Below are 16,425 nucleotides of genomic sequence, written 5' to 3' on the forward strand. Positions count from 1 at the left end.
AAGGGGATGACCACGTGGACCGCGAGCCGAACCCGGTGGCCGCCGGATCGCCCGACCCCCTCGCCGCGCTGCCCGCCGACTTCCGCTGGGGCGTGGCCACCTCCGCCTACCAGATCGAGGGCGCCGTCACCGAGGACGGCCGCGGACCCTCCATCTGGGACACCTACGCCCACACCCCCGGCATGGTCGACAACGGCGACCACGCCGACACCGCCTGCGACCACTACCACCGCATGCCCGCCGACGTCGCCCTGCTGGCCGACCTCGGCGTCGACACCTACCGCTTCTCCGTCGCCTGGCCCAGGGTCCAGCCCACCGGCCGCGGCCCGGCGAACCAGGCCGGCCTGGCCTTCTACGACCGCCTGGTGGACGAACTGCTCGGCCACGGCATCGACCCGTGGCTGACGCTCTACCACTGGGACCTGCCCCAAGAGCTGGAAGACGCGGGCGGCTGGCCCGAACGCGACACCGCGCACCGCTTCGCCGACTACGCCCAGCTGGTGCACGCCAAGCTCGGCGACCGCGTCCGCCACTGGAGCACCCTCAACGAACCCTGGTGCTCCTCGGTGCTCGGCTACTTCGAGGGCAGGCAGGCCCCCGGCCGCCGCAGCTTCCCCGACGCCGTGCGCGCCATCCACCACCTGCTGCTCGGCCACGGCCTGGCCGCCATCGCCCTGCGCGAGAGCGCGACCGCGCCGCTGGAACTGGGCATCACGCTCAACATGGCGCTGAACCTGCCCGCCGAGGACACCCCCGCCGACCGCGCCGCCTCCCGCTTCGCCGACGGCCTGGCCGTGCGGGTCTGGATGGACGCGCTGCGCCTGGGCCGCTACCCCCAGGACGTCGTGGACGACTTCGCCATCCGCGGCGCCGCGCTACCGGTCCTCGACGGCGACCTCGACGTCATCAGCACCCCGATCGACGTGCTGGGCGTCAACTACTACTTCGGCGGCCTGGTGTCCGGTGTGGACGAATCCGGCGCGCTCGCCGGGCCCGACGGCGTCCCCGTCGTGCGCGAGGTCGCCCGCCCGCACCTGCCCAGGACGCACATGGACTGGGAGATCGACGCCCCCGGCTTCACCGACCTGCTGGTGCGCCTGAGCGCGGACTACCCCGGCCTGCCGATGGTCATCACCGAGAACGGCTCGGCGTTCGTGGACACCCCCGACGCCGACGGCTTCGTCGACGACCCCGACCGCGAGGCCTACCTCGCCGACCACATCGCCGCCGTGGCCGAGGCCAGGGCCAAGGGCGCCGACGTGCGCGGCTACCTCGCGTGGTCGTTCCTGGACAACTTCGAGTGGTCCTACGGCTACGACAAGCGCTTCGGCCTGGTGCGTGTCGACTACGACACCCAGAAGCGCACCGTCAAGCGCAGCGGCCTGTGGTACCGGGACCTGATCGCCCGAGCCCGCTCAGCCCCGCAGCACCGCGCGTAGCGCCTGCAGCGCGCGGTGCTGGGCCAGGCGCACCGCCGACACCGTCATCGACAGCCGCTCGGCGACCTCGTCGGCGGCCAGGCCCTCGACCAGGCGCAGCCGCAGGATCTCGCGCTGCGCCTCCGGCAGCGCCGCCATCGCAGCGGTCACCTCGACCCTCCGCTCCTCGGCAGGGAACCGGCGAGGTCCCGGGATCGCGGTGCGCCTGCTCGCTGACTTCCGCATACCTCTCAGACGCGTTACCGACCTCCCCATTACGGGGGATTCACCAGCTATATCAAGGAACTTGTCACCATCACGCACCCCCATCCCGGTACCTGTTCACATGGACCTCGTCGGCCCCGTGTGGCAAGGTCACCCCGGTGAGCGGACCACTGGTGTTGTTGGACTCGGCGAGCATGTACTTCCGGTCGTTCTACGCGGTGCCGGAATCCATGACCTCCCCGGACGGAATCCCCGTCAACGCCGTGCGCGGCTTCGCCGGGATGGTCGCCCAGATCATCACCGAGCGCCGGCCCGCACGGCTGGTCGCGTGCATGGACGCCGACTGGCGCCCCGCCTTCCGCGTCGAGGCCATCCCCAGCTACAAGGCCCAGCGCGTCGCCGACCCCGCCAACAACGCCGAAGAGGTCCCCGACACCCTCACCCCCCAGGTCCCGATCATCGTGGAACTGCTGGCCGCCGCCGGGATCTGCATGGCCGAATCCGCCGGCCACGAAGCCGACGACGTCATCGGCACCCTCGCCCACCGCGAGAAGACCGACCCGGTCGAGATCATCACCGGCGACCGCGACCTCTTCCAGTGCGTGCGCGAGGAACCCACCACCGTCCGCGTCGTCTACGTCGGCGCGGGCTGGCGCAAGAAGACCGTCATCGGCCCCCAGGAACTGGCAGAGAAGTACGGCCTGCCGCCCCAGGGCTCCGCCTACGCCGACATGTCCGTGCTGCGCGGCGACCCCTCCGACGGCCTGCCCGGCATCAGCGGCATCGGCGAGAAGACCGCCGCCAAGCTGATCACCAAGTTCGGCACCCTCCAAGCCTTGGTCGAGGCCGCCGCCGCAGGCTCCAAGGACGTCCCGCTGCGCGTGCGCGAGGCCTTCGAGCACGACGCCGACTACCTCGCCAAAGCCCCGCTGGTCGTGCGGGTCAACAACGACGCCCCGATCGACTCGACCTGCGCCGACCCCATCCCCGGCGCCGTCGACGTCGAGCGCCTGACCGCCCTCAAGCAGCGCTGGGACCTCGGCAGCGGCGTCGACCGGCTCATCGAGGCCCTCGGCGCGAACTGAGCGGCCTCAGTAGTAGGTGCCGGTGAACGGCGCGCGGTCGACGGCGAAGAGGCGATCGAGAGCGGCGGGGGCGTCCGGGTCGCGGACCTGGACGCGGCCCGCCGCGGCCAGCGCCGTCCACGTCCACCCACCCAGGTAGACCATCGCCAACACCTCGGCGTCGACCGCCACCGCGGCCTCGGCCCCCGTGCGCTCCGCGCCGCCAGGGCCGATCACATAACGGCCGGAATTGGCCTCCAGCAGCGGGTCCAGCACCTCGACCACGACCGGATCACCCGGCCGGTAGGCGCGGGCGGCGAGCGCGGCGGGCACATCCACCACCCGCACCCACAGATCGTCCTCCACGCCCTCGACCGTGACCGTGCGCGGGTCCACCACCGCCGCCTGCAGCGCCTCGTCCACCGGGCGCTGCCACACCCGCACCCGCTCCACCAGGTCCAGCGAGAACAGGAAGTCCCACAGTGCGTAGGCCGCCCCGGCATCCGCGGCGACGAAGTCCTCGACCTGCAGCACATGCTGCTCGAAGCCCTCGCTCTCCACCGGCCGCCACGTGACGAAGCCGTCATCCCCACCGGGACCGGTGTGCACGGCGGTGACCAGGTTCTCCTTGATCGCCCAGGCGCGCTCGTAGTTCTTCCACATCGCCGCCGGCCGCGCGATCGTCCCCACCCCCGCCCTGCCCACCGCCGCGTACAGGTCGAAGATCACCTTGTCGCCCGCGTCGACCACCCGCACGGAGCCGCCGAACGGCACCCCCGGCCGCAGCCGGGCGCCCTTGGCCGCCATGCGCTGCGACCGCGTCGCCACCCCGTAGCCGAACCGGCCGTAGATGCCCGCCTCCGAGGCGTGCAGCCCCGCGAACACCTCACCGCGGCGGGCGACATCGGCCAACTGCACGCCCATCAACGCCCGCAGCGCGCCCCGCCTGCGGAAATCCGCCCGCACACCGACCCGCGTCACCGCCGCCATCGGCAGCACGGCCCCGCCCGGCACCCGCAGATCCGACGACCACGCCAGCGCCGTGCCCACCAACCGGTCACCGTCGAAAGCCCCGTGAGTGCGACCCGGCTCGAAGGAGTCGACAAACGTCTCCCACTGCTCATCCGACATCGGACCGCGGTGCAGCGACGCGCGGAACAGCGTGTGCGCGGCACGGACCTCGCCGTCGGCGAGCGGGCGGACCTCCACCGTCATTGCGGCAGGCTCGGGTCCGCGACCTCGTAGACGGCCTTCTCCGCGTCCCGCACGACGATGTCGACGGTGAACTCCTTGCCGTCGTACTTCAGCGTGCAGGAGAACCGGTGGTCCACCTTCACCGGCTGGCCCTCCGGGCACGTCACCGACTCGATCTTCGCCGAGTCCGCCTGGTAGTTGTCGATCACGATCTTCTTGACGCCGTCCTGCACCGCGACGTGGTCCAGCGTCTTGGAGTTGAACCAGCCCGGCGTCACGAAGCCGAGCACCAGCACCGCGCCGACCGCGAGCACCGCGACCGCCACGATGACCCACAGCAGCGCGCCGGACTTCTTCTTCGGCTGCGGCCCGCCCTGACCCGGGTACTGCTGCTGCGGCGGCTGGCCATAGCCCTGGTACGGCTGCTGCTGCTCGCCGTAAGGCGACTGCCCATAGCCGCCCGCCGGGTACTGCTGCGTCGGCTGGGGCTGCTGCGGCTGCCCGTAGCCGGGGTACTGCTGCTGCTGGGGACCCGGGTAACCCTGCGGGGGCGGATAGCCGCCCTGCGCCGGGAAGCCGCCAGAAGGCGTGCCGGGGACCTGCCCGCCGTAAGGCTGCCGGCCCCACGGCTGCTGCGGGTCCTGTCCACCGGACGGCCCGTACGGGCTGCTCATCGTTCGCCTCCGCCTGGTCTCGCGCGCGAGCACTCGCGGGCGATCAAACCACAATCAGCGGGCCCCGCGCCGGGCGACCCGCCCCCCGGACCACAAGAGCCCGCGACCGCTCTGATCAGGTGGACGCCAGCGCCACCACACCCCGCCGGATCGCCTTCACCGCCGCCGCCGCCGCGGCCCCGACCCCGGTGCCCTCACCCATCACGACACGGATCTGGTCCAGCAGATCGATCACCTGGCGACACCAGCGCACGAAGTCACCCGCCGAGAGCTCCTGGCCCGCCGACTCGGCCGCGGTGATCACCCGCTCCAGGGTCTCCCCGCGCGCCCACCGGAACACCGTCCAGGCGAACCCCGCGTCCGGCTCCCTCGTCTTGTCCAAGCGGTGATGGCGCTCATCGGACTCCAACTCCGCCCACAACCGCGCCGTCGCCACCAGCGCGTCGGTGACCGCCCCACCGGGCACCCGCGCCTCCATCGGCCCGTCCCGACGTGCCTCGTAGACCAGCGCCGACACCACCGCGGCCAGCGACGCCGCGTCCAACCCCTCCCACACACCATTGCGCAGACACTCCGCGGCCAGCAGGTCGGACTCGCTGTAGAGGCGCGAGAGCCGCTTGCCGTGCTCGGTCACCACCTGCTCACCAGGCCGCTGCGGATCAGCGGCCAGGTAGCCGCGCTGCGCCAGCAGCGCCCTGATCCGGTCGAACTGCCGGGCCAGCGAGTGCGTCGTGGCCGCCACCTTGCGCGACACCTGCTCGGTCTCCGCCCGCAGCCGGTGGTAGCGCTCACCCCAGCGGGCGTGCGCCTCACGATCAGGGCAACCGTGGCACGGGTGCGCCCGCAGCGCCCGACGCAGCGCCAGCAACTCCTCGTCCTCATCCGCACCGGTCCTGCGCCTGCCCCGGCCAGGCACCTCGATCCCGGTCGCGCGCAGCGACGCGGCCAGATCACGGCGCGACTTCGGCGAGCGCACATCCACCTGCTTGGGAAGCCGCACCCGGCCCAGCGCTGCCACCGGCGCCGGGAAGTCCGCCACCGACAACCGGCCCGCCCACCTGTCCTCGGTGACCACCAGCGGCCGCGGCTCCCCCATCGGCTCCAGGCCCGGATCGATCACTATCGCCAGCCCCGAGCGCCTGCCCGCGGGCACCGCGATCACATCCCCCTTGCGCAACGCCTCAAGCGACTTCGCCGTCTCCGCCCGCCGCGTCGAGGTGTTCTGCCTGGCCAGCAGCTTCTCCCGCTCGGAGATCCGCCGCCGCAGCTCGGCGTACTCGGCGAAATCGCCGAGGTGGCACGTCATCGACTCCGCGTAACCGGCCAGGGCCTCGGTGTTGCGGTCGACCCGGCGCGACATCCCGACCACGGAGCGGTCAGCCTGGAACTGGGCGAAGGACTGCTCCAGGATGTCGCGCGCCGAGCGCACCCCGAGCCGGTCGACCAGGTTGATCGCCATGTTGTACCCCGGCTTGAACGACGAGCGCAGCGGATAGGTCCGCGTCGAGGCGAGCCCGCCCACCGCCTTCGGGTCCACCCCCGGCTGCCACAGCACCACCGCATGACCCTCGACATCGATACCGCGCCGCCCGGCCCGGCCCGTCAGCTGCGTGTACTCCCCCGGCGTCAGATCGACGTGCGCCTCGCCGTTGTACTTGACCAACCGCTCCAACACGACCGTCCGCGCGGGCATGTTGATCCCCAGCGCCAGCGTCTCCGTCGCGAACACGGCCTTCACCAGGCCGCGCACGAACAACTCCTCCACCGTCTCCTTGAAGGCGGGCAGCAGACCAGCGTGGTGGGCGGCGAACCCGCGCTCCAGCGCCTCACGCCACTCCCAGAACCCCAGCACGCCCAGGTCGGCCTCCGGCAGATCCCGGGTCTTGCGCTGCACGACCGCGCGGATCTCGGCGACCTCGTCCTCGCCGTTGAGCCGCACCCCCGAACGCGCGCACTGGTTCACCGCCGCCTCGCAGCCCGCCCGGCTGAACACGAACACGATCGCGGGCAGCAGACCCTCCGCATCCAGCCTGCCGATCACCTCGATGCGCGACGGCGGCCGAAACCGCGGCCTCGGCGACCGCTCCGAGCGGCCGCCGCGCTGGCGAGGCCCCCGCCACGGCGCGTGCATGCGCCCGACATCCTCCACCCGGCGCAACAACTGCCCGTTGATCCGCGCGTCCGGACTCGGCTCACCGTCGGCGAACAAGTCCATCATCCGGTTGCCGACCATCATGTGCTGCCACAACGGCACCGGCCGGTGCTCATCCACCACCACCGTGGTGTCGCCGCGGACCTCGACCAGCCATTCACCGAACTCCTCGGCGTTGCTGACCGTCGCCGACAGGCTGACCAGGGTCACCCACTCCGGCAGGTGCAGGATCACCTCCTCCCACACCGCCCCGCGGAAGCGGTCGGCCAGGTAGTGCACCTCGTCCATCACCACGTAGCCGAGCCCGTCGAGCGTGGCCGACTCCGCGTAGAGCATGTTGCGCAGCACCTCCGTCGTCATCACGACGACAGGCGCATTGCCGTTGATCGCGGTGTCACCGGTCAGCAGACCCACCGACTTCGCCCCGTAGCGCGCCGTCAGATCGGCGAACTTCTGGTTCGACAGCGCCTTGATGGGCGTGGTGTAGAAGCACTTGCGGCCCTCGGCCAACGCCATGTGCACCGCGAACTCGCCCACCACGGTCTTGCCCGCGCCGGTCGGCGCGCAGACCAGCACCCCATGCCCGTCCTCCAGCGCGGCGCACGCCTGCTGTTGGAACGGGTCCAGCTCGAAGGACAGCTCAGCGGTGAACTCGGTGAGCTTGGGGTGGCTCGCGCGGCGCCGGGATGCGGCGTACGCCTCGGCCGGAGATCGGGATGCACCAGCGGACACCGGCCAAGGCTTTCACACCCGACCGACGTTCGCGTGGGGTAATCGGGATCAGCCCACCACCGACAGCGCCCCCGGCACGCACTCCACCGCCACCGGCAACGGCCGCAGCCGCTCACCGTCGGCATAGGCCACCCAGTCGTTGTCCCCGCCGAGCACCGCCTTCGCCGCCCGGAAGGTGCGCACGGCCGGATGCTCGACGTGCTTGCCGGTCCGCAGCGTCGGCAGAATGCGCAGCAGGTCCAGGCGCGAGGCCCGGCCCAGGACCGTGACGTCGAAGAGACCATCGGCCGGATCAGCGTCCGGGCAGACCGGGATACCGCCGCCGTAGAAGGCGGTGTTGCCGACCGCCACCAGCACCGCGTCGGTCTCCACGCGGCCCGAGTCCGTGTCCAGCACCAGCCGCCGAGGCCGCAGCCGGGCCAGCTCGGCGACAATGGCCAGGTCATAGCGGCGGCGGCCGTGCGGCCAGCGCATCCGGTTCACCCGCTCGTTGACCGCCGAGTCGAACCCGGCGCACAACACCGTGGCGAACCACGGCCCGTCCCCCACCCGGCCCAGGTCCAGCCTGCGCCGCGCCCCCGACCCGATCGCCGCCACCAGCGCGTCGGCGGCGGCCAAGGGCTCCCCCGGACCACCCAGGGCACGCACCAGGTCGTTGCCGGTACCCGCCGGAACCACAGCCAGATCGACCCCGTGCTCGGCGCAGAACTGCACACCCTGGTGCGCCGACCCGTCGCCGCCGAGCACCACCACCAGGTCCAGACCCGCGTCCCGGGCGCGCAGCATCAGCGCACGCGACTCCGCCACCGACGTCGCGGAGACAACGGTCACCTCGTCGGCGACCGCCCGCAGCTTCGCCGACACAGCACCAGCGACCCGACCCGCGGCACCGTGCCCCGAAGCCGGGTGCACGGCCAACGCCACCCGCATGAACCCTCCCTCTACCGGACGGTAACTTCACCAGAACCGGCGGACGGACTCAAGGGCTCAGGTCACGTCATCGAGGTTCCTGGCGGGCTCGACCGGCCGGACCGACAGATCCAGCTCCGAAGCGCTGTCCACGTCCGTCGAGTTCTGCGCGTCCTCCAGCGCCTCGCGCTTGGCCTTGCGCCGGTCGTGGACCCGCGCGATCTGCACCGCGACCTCGAACAACACCGTCATCGCCGCCGCCAGCACGACCATCGACACCGGATCGGTGCCGGGCGTGGCGAACGCGGCGAAGATGAACAGCCCGAAGATGATGAAGCGCCGCCAGCGCTTGAGGTTCGCGTACGGCAGCACCCCGACCCGGTTCAGCATCGTGATCAGCAGCGGAAGCAGGAAGCTCACGCCGAAGATCAGCAGCATGACCAGCACGAACGAGATGTAGTCCGAGGCGTTGAGCGCGGTGACGAAGAACCCGCCGCCAAAGCTCATCAGCACTTCCAGGCCCTGCGGGATGACGAAGAACGCCAGCCACCCACCACAGGCGAACAGCACCGAACCGATCAGCACGAACGTCAGGGCCACCCGGCGCTCACGCGCGTACAGCCCCGGGGTGATGAACGCCCACACCTGGTACAGCCAACCGGGCGCCATCACCACGATGCCCACCGCGATACCGACTTTGAACTGCACCATGAACGCCTCGAAAGGCTTCGTCTGGAACAGCTGGCAATCACCCGGCCGAGGCTCGAACCGGATGTCGGTGGGCAGCGCGCAGTAGGGGTCCAACAGAATCCGCCCCAGCGACGGGACGGGCCCCAGCGGGAGCATGAACCAGATGAAACCGAACACGCCGCCGAGAACGACGAACAGAACTGCCAGGCCTAGCCGGTGCCGCAGCTCGTACAGGTGCTCGCGCAGCGACATCGTGCCGTCGGGATTGTGACGGCGGCTGCGCAGCTTCCTGCTCTCGCGACGACCTGACCGGCGGGACTCACGCGCCACCGTTCCAGTCCGCTCAGCTGGCGTTCTTCTGCTGCTGGCGCTTCAGCTCATCGATCTCGGCCTGCAGCTGCTCAGCGGTCTTGGGCGGCTGCACGGGGTTCGCCGGGGCGATCTGCGGCTGCGCGGCCGCCGCCTGCGCCGCGGCGGTGTCGGCCTGCGGCTGCGCCGGGGCGTCGCCGTCCTCGTCCTTGCGCATCCCCTTGGTCTCGGCCTTCAGGATGCGCATGGACTGCCCGAGCGACCTCGCCATCTGCGGCATCTTGCGCGCCCCGAAGAGCAGCACGATCACCACCGCGATGATGAGGATCTCCCATGGTCCAAGGTTCACGGCCGTCCTCCTGTTTCGCCTCGCTGCGTCGAGTCTACGCGCCGGGTGGGACCCCTGAGGTCCCCGATCGCCACGCGCAGCCCCGCGGCCCTGGCCCGCACCAGGCCCGACCGGTCGGCCAGGCCCTTCCGCGCCGCTTCGGCGGCGGCACGCGTGCGCCCTGCCCGCCTGAGCGCGGCGACCAGACCGATGGCGATGGTCAGGGCGGCGACCGCGAGCAGTGCGCTGAGCAGGTACGGCACGAATCGACTCTACCTTCGCGGAGATGAGCAGGAAATAAACCGGCGGCGTCAGCCGAGCGAATCGATGCGCCGCACCGCGTCGGCCGCCCGCGCCCGCAGCGCCTCGGCCAGCGCCGCGGGCTCCTCCACCCGCACGTCACCGCCCAGGCCCAGCAGCATGCGCGTCATCCAGGACTCGTCGGCGTAGCGCATGACGACCCGCTGGCGGGCGTCGGGCAACTCCTCCACCTCATCCACCGGGTAGTACTCCGACACCCAGCGCGCGTCCTGCTCCAACACCAGGCGCGCGGCGCGCTGGCTGGGCTCGGGCTGGAAGAAGCCGTCGGTCAGGTCGGTGGGACGCGCGTGCGGCGGCGGCGTGGACGGCTCGTCCAGGACCGCGGCGTCATCGATGCGGTCGAGCCGGAACAGCCGCACAGCCTCGGCCCGGCGGCACCACGCCTCCAGATAGCCCCGTCCCTCCACGATCATCAACCGCATCGGGTCCACCACCCGCTCGGTGACCTCGTCCTTCGACGCGGTGTAGTACGCCATCCGCAGCGCGCGCTTCTCCAGCAGCGCCGACTGCACGGTGGAGCGCACCTCGGCGGTCGCGCCCTCGCGCACGCCCAGCCCGACCGCCACCCCGGCGGGCTCGGCCTGGCCCGCCGCGTCCTCGATCTTGGCCAGGGCCCGGCGGATCGCGTCGGCGTCGGCGACGCCGGGGGCGTCGACCAGGGCGCGCAGCGCGACCAGCAGGGCGGTGGCCTCGGCGCCGGTCAGCCGCAGCGGCCTGCGCATGCCCGCGTCGAAGGTGACGGTGACGGTGTCCTCGTCGAAGGAGATGTCGATCAGGTCGCCGGGGCCGTAGCCGGGCAGCCCGCACATCCACAGCAGTTCGAGGTCCTTGCGCAGCTGCTTGGCGGTGACACCGAAATCGCCCGCGGCCTCGTCAATGCGGATGCCGGGGCGGGCGAGCAGGTACGGGACGAGCGCCAGCAGCCGGGGCAGCCGGTCCTGCGCGGAACTCACTTCGCCTCCTCGGCGACGCCCAGCAGGCGCTCGCGCACGGCCTTGCGCAGCACGTCCGGCGCCAGCACCACCACATCCGGCCCGTACCCGGCGAGCCACTTGCCCGCCGAATCCGGGTAGGCGAGGTCCAGTTCCACCACATCCCCCGCCGTTCCATCGATCTCCTGGGCGCCGACCACCCGCGCCCGCCTGCGCACCCCCGCCGCGCGCCCCTTCGCCACCCACAGCCGGACCGGCTGACCAGGGCTCTGACCGCTGTCGAACGTGGAGACGAACGTCATCAGGTTGACGCCGTCGGGCCTGCGCACCTGCCCCGCCCTGCCGACCTTGCGCACGTCCCCGACCACCCTGGACAGCCGGAAGCACCTCGGCGCGCCCCTGTCCCGGTCATTGCCGACCACGTACCACCGGCCGCGCCAGGACACCACGCCCCACGGCTCCAGGGTGCGGGTGTGCACGTCCGCACCCGAGGGTCTGCGGTAGTCGAACTGCACGGCCTGCCCGGCCTGCACGGCCGCCAGCAGCGGCCCGAAGGCGGGTTCGGAGGTTCCCACCTTCGGCTCGACGACCGCGTGCGGCGCCTGGTGCACCTCGACGCCCGCCGCCCTGAGCTTGAGGAGCGCGCCGTGGGCGGCTCCGGTCAGCTCTGGTGAGTCCCAGAGCCGCACGGCCAGCGCGACGGCGGCGGCCTCGTCGGGCTCCAGGTCGATCTCGCCCAGCTCGTAGTCGCGGCGGGCGATGCGGTAGCCGTCGACGGTGTCGAACATCGAGTTGCGGCCGACCTCCAGCGGGATGCCCAGCTCGCGCAGCTCCGTCTTGTCCCGCTCGAAGGTCCGGAAGAACGCTTCGTCGCTCGGCGCCTCGCCGTACCCGGGCACGATCCCCCGAATCCGCTCAGCGCTGAGGTACTGCCGCGTGGACAGCAGACACAGCACCAGATTCACCAAGCGCTCAGCACGGGCAACCGACACTCGCGCACCCTAACGCGCCCTACACGCCGACCAACACCCAACACACCGAACATGTGTGCGAGAGCGATGGAGTAAGCTGTTCGGCCCAACCGATTAGGCCAACTCCTCCCTTCTGGGCTTCTTTCCTCTTGCCAGATCTCCTCGCGCAAGGCACCCAACCCTCACCTTCAACCTTCGGCCATTATCTTGATAGCGGATAGTGTGAAGTGAAAACTTGAGAAGAAACGAATGCGCGCCTCGGGATGCCAGGAGGAGGACGAGAAAGTCGAGGAGATGGCCTCTTTCCCCGGACGCCAGAAGGCCCCGGCGGTGGTCCGCCGGGGCCTTCTCAGCTGGTCAGCGCGTCAGAGCGAGGCGATCAGCCGCTCCACCCGCTCGTCCACGGCACGGAACGGGTCCTTGCACAGGACCGTCCGCTGGGCCTGGTCGTTCAGCTTCAGGTGGACCCAGTCCACGGTGAAGTCGCGGCCCGCCTGCTGTGCGGCGGCGATGAAGTCGCCGCGGAGCTTGGCGCGGGTCGTCTGGGGCGGGGTGTCCTTGGCGGCTTCGATCTCGCCGTCGTCGGTGACCCTCGTGACCAGGTCCTTGCGCTGGAGCAGGTCGAAGATGCCCCGGCCCCGGCGGATGTCGTGGTAGGCCAGGTCCAGTTGGGCGACCCGGGGGCTGGAGAGGTCCATGTCGTGCTTGCCGCGGTAGCGCTCGATCAGGCGGTGCTTGATCGCCCAGTCGATCTCGCGGTCGATCTTGGTCAGGTCCTGGGCCTCGACGGAGTCCAGCACGCGGCCCCACAGCTCGATGACGCGGTCGGCCAGCGGGTCCGGCGAGCGGCGGGCGACGTGCTCGACGGCCTTGGAGTAGTACTCGCGCTGGATGTCCAGGGCGCTGGCCTCGCGGCCCCCCGCCAGGCGGACCAGCCTGCGGCCGGTCAGGTCGTGGCTGATCTCGCGGATGGCCCTGATCGGGTTGTCGAGGCTGAAGTCGCGGAACTGGACGCCCTCCTCGATCATCTCCAGCACGAGGTTGGCCGAGCCGACCTTGAGCAGGGTCGTCGGCTCCGCCATGTTCGAGTCGCCCACGATGACGTGCAGGCGGCGGTAGCGCTCGGCGTCGGCGTGCGGCTCGTCGCGGGTGTTGATGATCGGGCGCGAGCGGGTGGTGGCGCTGGAGACGCCCTCCCAGATGTGCTCGGCGCGCTGCGACAGGCAGTACACGGCCCCGCGCGGGGTCTGCAGGACCTTGCCCGCGCCGCAGATCAGCTGGCGGGTGACGAGGAACGGCAGCAGCACGTCGGCGATCCTGGAGAACTCCCCCGCCCTGGTGACCAGGAAGTTCTCGTGGCAGCCGTAACTGTTGCCCGCCGAGTCGGTGTTGTTCTTGAACAGGTAGATGTCGCCGCCGATGCCCTCGTCGGCGAGCCTGCGCTCGGCGTCGACCAGCAGGTCTTCGAGGATGCGCTCGCCCGCTTTGTCGTGGGTGACCAGCTGGACGAGGTCGTCGCACTCGGCGGTGGCGTACTCGGGGTGCGAGCCCACGTCGAGGTACAGGCGCGAGCCGTTGCGCAAGAAGACGTTGGATGAGCGCCCCCACGACACCACCCGCCGGAACAGGTAGCGCGCGACCTCGTCCGGCGACAGCCTGCGCTGCCCGTGGAACGTACAGGTCACGCCGAATTCGGTCTCAATCCCGAAGATCCGCCGCTGCATCCCCTCAGCCTAGGTGCTAACACCGTCTCCAGCCGTGCGCCATTCAGGTCCGTGACCATTTCGACCTGGACTCTTCCGTGGAACCGGACCCGGACCCCTCGGGCGCGGCGTCCGGCCGTCCTGTTCAATCGGCGATCGTGATGGGACACGTCCGGCGCTCAGCCCGCCAGGTCAACCGGGTCGACCGCGACCTGGTCATCCGCAGCGGCCAGCTGCCGAAGACCCCCGCCGACGGCTGGCTGATGTCGCTGTCGAGGTCGGCGAACAAGAGCAGGCTGTGGTTCGCGATCGCGGTCGTGCTGGCGGCGAAGAAGGGCAAGACGCGCCGTGCGGCGCTGCGCGGGGTGGGGGCGATCACCTTCGCCAGCGTGTCGGCGAACCTCGTCGGCAAGAACCTGTTCCCCCGGCGCAGGCCCGCCGCCGAGCTGCTGCCCGAGTACCGCAGGCTGGCCAAGCGCCCGACCAGCTCGTCCTTCCCCTCCGGCCACGCCGCCTCGGCGGTCGCCTTCGCCACCGCGCTGGGGCTGGAGCGCAAGGGCCTGGGCAAGGTCGTCGCCCCCGTGGCGGGCGCGGTGGCCTACTCGCGGGTGCACACCGGCGTGCACTGGCCGACCGACGTCCTCGCGGGCGCGGCGATCGGGGTCGGCGCCGCCTACGCGACGCTGCACTGGTGGCCGCTGGGCCCCGACGCGCCCGCCCAGAGCGCGCACGCCGCCGAGGTGACGGCCGTTGAGGACGGCGACGGCCTGCTGGTGCTGGTCAACCCGAACGCGGGCATCGCGGGCGAGGACGCCACCGACGTGGTCAAGCACCGCTGGCCGCGGGCGACCGTGGTGCACCCCCGGCCCGGCGCCGACCTGATCGAGCAGCTCTCCGACGAGCTCACGGCCGGTCCCGGCGACATCCGCGCGATCGGCGTGGCAGGCGGCGACGGGTCGGTCGCCGCGGTGGCGGCGGTGGCGGCGGAGTTCCGCCTGCCGCTGGTCGTGGTGCCCGCGGGCACGCTGAACCACTTCGCCCGCGACATCGGCGTCGACGGCATCGACGCCGCCGACGCCGCGGTGCGGGCGGGCGACGGCGTCGCGGTGGACCTGGCCGGGGTGGACATCGAGGGCGCGGGCATCGAGGGCGAGGCGCACCGCTGGTTCGTCAACACCGCCAGCCTGGGCGGCTACCCGGAGATGGTGCGGCTGCGCGAGCGGCTGGAGAAGCGCGGCTGGCCGAAGTGGCCCGCCGCGGCGGTCGCGCTGCACCGCAGCCTGCGCCGGGCGCAGCCGATCCGGATGTCGGTCGACGGCCGCTCACACCTGGTGTGGTGGCTCTTCGTCGGCAACGGCACCTACTCCCCCAAGGGCTTCGTGCCGACGCACCGCCCGGTGCTGGACTCGGGTCTGCTCGACGTGCGCTACCTGCGTGCGGACGTCCCGTACTCGCGTCTGCGGTTCGTGCTCGCCACGCTGACCAGGACGCTGCACACCAGCCACGTCTACCGGCAGCGCGACCTGGCCGAACTGGAGGTGCGCCTGCTGGACGACGTCGAGCGCCGCATCGCCACCGACGGCGAGGTCGGCCCGCTGGGCAGCCGCTTCCGCTTCCGGTCGCGGCCGAGCGCCCTGGCCATCTACCGCCCCACCGAGGCGGGCTAGCCGGGCTCTTCGACCGGGATGTCGCGGTTCTCCGACCACCACGACGCGAAGATCGGGTTGGTGTCGGTGAGCTGGTCGTAGGCCGCGACCAGGAGCTTGGGGGCTTCGCGCGCGGCGTCGGCGAGGGCGTTGTCCTCGTGCCAGACCAGCACGATCTCCTGGACCAGCGGCGAGTCGACCAGGCTGCGGATGACCAGGCCGTTGCCCTCGCGGGCGACCGGCTTGGCGAGGGTGACCGCGCCCGCCTCGACCAGGGCGCGGGTGGTGGTGGAGTCCGACATCTGGTGGCGGATGCGCGGGGTGAAGCCGCGCGCGGCGCAGGCGCGGACGAACGCCAGCTGCTCGGTGCCCTCGGCGACCGGCGGCATGACCCAGTTGTCGTCGGCCAGTTCGGCGAGGTCGATCTCGGTCTTGCCCGCGAGCCGGTGGGTCTCGGCGATGGCGACGTAGAGCGGCGAGCGCAGCATGACCCTGGCGTGCAGGTGCGAGGGCAGCGGGGTGCGGAAGCCGGGGTTCTCCTCCAGCACCGCGAAGTCCAGCTTGCGGTCCACCAGCTTGCGCAGCAGCTCGATCGGCTGGGTCTCGATCTCGATGGCGGCCTCGGCCCCGCCGAGGCGGTCGGCGATCGCGGTGGCGAACATCGGCACGATCAGGCCGGGCGGCCCGCCGACCCGCACGACGCCGGTCGCGGTCGCCGTCTGGGTGCGCTGCTTGATGCCCGCCATCAGGTCGTCCACCTCGCTGAGCAGCAGCCGGGCGGTGGTGAGCACGTAGCTGCCGAGGTCGGTGGGCACGACCCCGGTGCCGGTGCGGGCGAACAGCAGCCCGCCGACCCGGCGCTCCAGGCGCTGGAGCTGGGCGGTGAGCGCTGGCTGCGACACCCCGAGCTGCACGGCGGCCTTCGACAGGCTCCCCGCGTCGGCGACGGCGCAGATGACTCGGAGGTGGCGCAGCTCCAGCTCGTTCACACCAGTGTTATGCCCCCTGGGACCGGGTTATGCAAATCCCGGATCGGGGTTTGGGAACAGCGACACATTTCCGATCTCCGGCGTGTCGAAACGGCTCCGGGACCCTCGTCATCGGACGGGGTCGCGGAGCCGGGGTGGAACACCGCGGCGCGGGCGTCGCCCGCGCCG

Annotated in this window: 15 protein-coding genes; 3 read left to right on the forward strand and 12 right to left on the reverse strand. The window is 71.5% G+C overall.

What is annotated here, in order from left to right; all coding sequences use genetic code 11:
* Positions 1–14: 14 nt before the first annotated feature.
* A complete protein-coding gene (locus ACFPM7_RS22250; protein WP_378249632.1) occupies positions 15–1,439 on the forward strand; it encodes a GH1 family beta-glucosidase in 1,425 nt (474 codons plus the stop codon).
* On the opposite strand, the gene ACFPM7_RS22255 is transcribed toward ACFPM7_RS22250, so the two are convergent.
* Positions 1,416–1,589 (reverse strand): sigma factor-like helix-turn-helix DNA-binding protein, encoded by a 174-nt coding sequence (locus tag ACFPM7_RS22255; RefSeq protein WP_378249634.1) that lies wholly within the window; start codon positions 1,587–1,589, stop codon positions 1,416–1,418. The genes ACFPM7_RS22250 and ACFPM7_RS22255 overlap by 24 nt on opposite strands.
* Before the next feature lie 212 nt (positions 1,590–1,801).
* Here ACFPM7_RS22255 and ACFPM7_RS22260 point away from each other — a divergent pair, with 212 nt between their 5' ends.
* Positions 1,802–2,728, forward strand: a complete 927-nt coding sequence (locus ACFPM7_RS22260) for a 5'-3' exonuclease (RefSeq protein WP_378249636.1) — start codon at positions 1,802–1,804, stop codon at positions 2,726–2,728.
* A 6-nt stretch (positions 2,729–2,734) separates the two neighbouring features.
* On the opposite strand, the gene ACFPM7_RS22265 is transcribed toward ACFPM7_RS22260, so the two are convergent.
* From ACFPM7_RS22265 to pafA, 10 genes are all read right to left on the reverse strand, one after another.
* Positions 2,735–3,922, reverse strand: a complete 1,188-nt coding sequence (locus ACFPM7_RS22265; RefSeq protein WP_378249637.1) for a GNAT family N-acetyltransferase — start codon at positions 3,920–3,922, stop codon at positions 2,735–2,737.
* The gene (locus ACFPM7_RS22270) at positions 3,919–4,575 is read right to left on the reverse strand and encodes a DUF4333 domain-containing protein (RefSeq protein WP_378249639.1); all 657 of its coding nucleotides are present in this window, start codon (positions 4,573–4,575) and stop codon (positions 3,919–3,921) included. The genes ACFPM7_RS22265 and ACFPM7_RS22270 overlap by 4 nt, the downstream gene beginning before the upstream one ends.
* Positions 4,576–4,690: 115 nt before the next feature.
* Positions 4,691–7,459: a DEAD/DEAH box helicase gene (locus ACFPM7_RS22275; protein ID WP_378249640.1), complete on the reverse strand. Its 2,769-nt coding sequence runs from the start codon at positions 7,457–7,459 to the stop codon at positions 4,691–4,693.
* Between the two features lie 48 nt (positions 7,460–7,507).
* Positions 7,508–8,389: a diacylglycerol/lipid kinase family protein gene (locus ACFPM7_RS22280; protein WP_378249641.1), complete on the reverse strand. Its 882-nt coding sequence runs from the start codon at positions 8,387–8,389 to the stop codon at positions 7,508–7,510.
* A gap of 57 nt (positions 8,390–8,446) precedes the next feature.
* The gene (gene tatC, locus ACFPM7_RS22285; protein ID WP_378249642.1) at positions 8,447–9,310 is read right to left on the reverse strand and encodes a twin-arginine translocase subunit TatC; all 864 of its coding nucleotides are present in this window, start codon (positions 9,308–9,310) and stop codon (positions 8,447–8,449) included.
* Between the two features lie 91 nt (positions 9,311–9,401).
* Positions 9,402–9,716 carry a Sec-independent protein translocase subunit TatA gene (gene tatA / locus ACFPM7_RS22290; RefSeq protein ID WP_378249643.1) on the reverse strand — a complete coding sequence of 105 codons (315 nt, stop codon included), beginning with the start codon at positions 9,714–9,716 and terminating at the stop codon, positions 9,402–9,404.
* Positions 9,713–9,958, reverse strand: coding sequence for a hypothetical protein (locus ACFPM7_RS22295; RefSeq protein WP_378249644.1), 246 nt, complete (start codon positions 9,956–9,958; stop codon positions 9,713–9,715). The genes tatA and ACFPM7_RS22295 overlap by 4 nt, the downstream gene beginning before the upstream one ends.
* Before the next feature lie 48 nt (positions 9,959–10,006).
* A complete protein-coding gene (locus ACFPM7_RS22300) occupies positions 10,007–10,969 on the reverse strand; it encodes a helix-turn-helix transcriptional regulator (protein WP_378249645.1) in 963 nt (320 codons plus the stop codon).
* On the reverse strand, positions 10,966–11,940 hold the full coding sequence (locus ACFPM7_RS22305) for a helix-turn-helix transcriptional regulator (RefSeq protein ID WP_378249646.1): 975 nt from the start codon (positions 11,938–11,940) through the stop codon (positions 10,966–10,968). Before ACFPM7_RS22305 ends, ACFPM7_RS22300 begins: the two co-directional genes overlap by 4 nt.
* A gap of 344 nt (positions 11,941–12,284) precedes the next feature.
* Positions 12,285–13,643: a Pup--protein ligase gene (gene pafA, locus ACFPM7_RS22310; protein ID WP_378249647.1), complete on the reverse strand. Its 1,359-nt coding sequence runs from the start codon at positions 13,641–13,643 to the stop codon at positions 12,285–12,287.
* A 140-nt stretch (positions 13,644–13,783) separates the two neighbouring features.
* On the opposite strand from pafA, the gene ACFPM7_RS22315 reads away from it, so the two are divergent.
* A complete protein-coding gene (locus ACFPM7_RS22315) occupies positions 13,784–15,289 on the forward strand; it encodes a bifunctional phosphatase PAP2/diacylglycerol kinase family protein (protein WP_378249690.1) in 1,506 nt (501 codons plus the stop codon).
* Here ACFPM7_RS22315 and ACFPM7_RS22320 read toward each other — a convergent pair.
* A complete protein-coding gene (locus ACFPM7_RS22320; RefSeq protein ID WP_378249648.1) occupies positions 15,286–16,257 on the reverse strand; it encodes a LysR family transcriptional regulator in 972 nt (323 codons plus the stop codon). The genes ACFPM7_RS22315 and ACFPM7_RS22320 overlap by 4 nt on opposite strands.
* Between the last annotated feature and the right edge of the window lie 168 nt (positions 16,258–16,425).

Source organism: Actinokineospora guangxiensis (assembly GCF_042657845.1).
Classification (GTDB): Bacteria; Actinomycetota; Actinomycetes; order Mycobacteriales; family Pseudonocardiaceae; genus Actinokineospora; species Actinokineospora guangxiensis.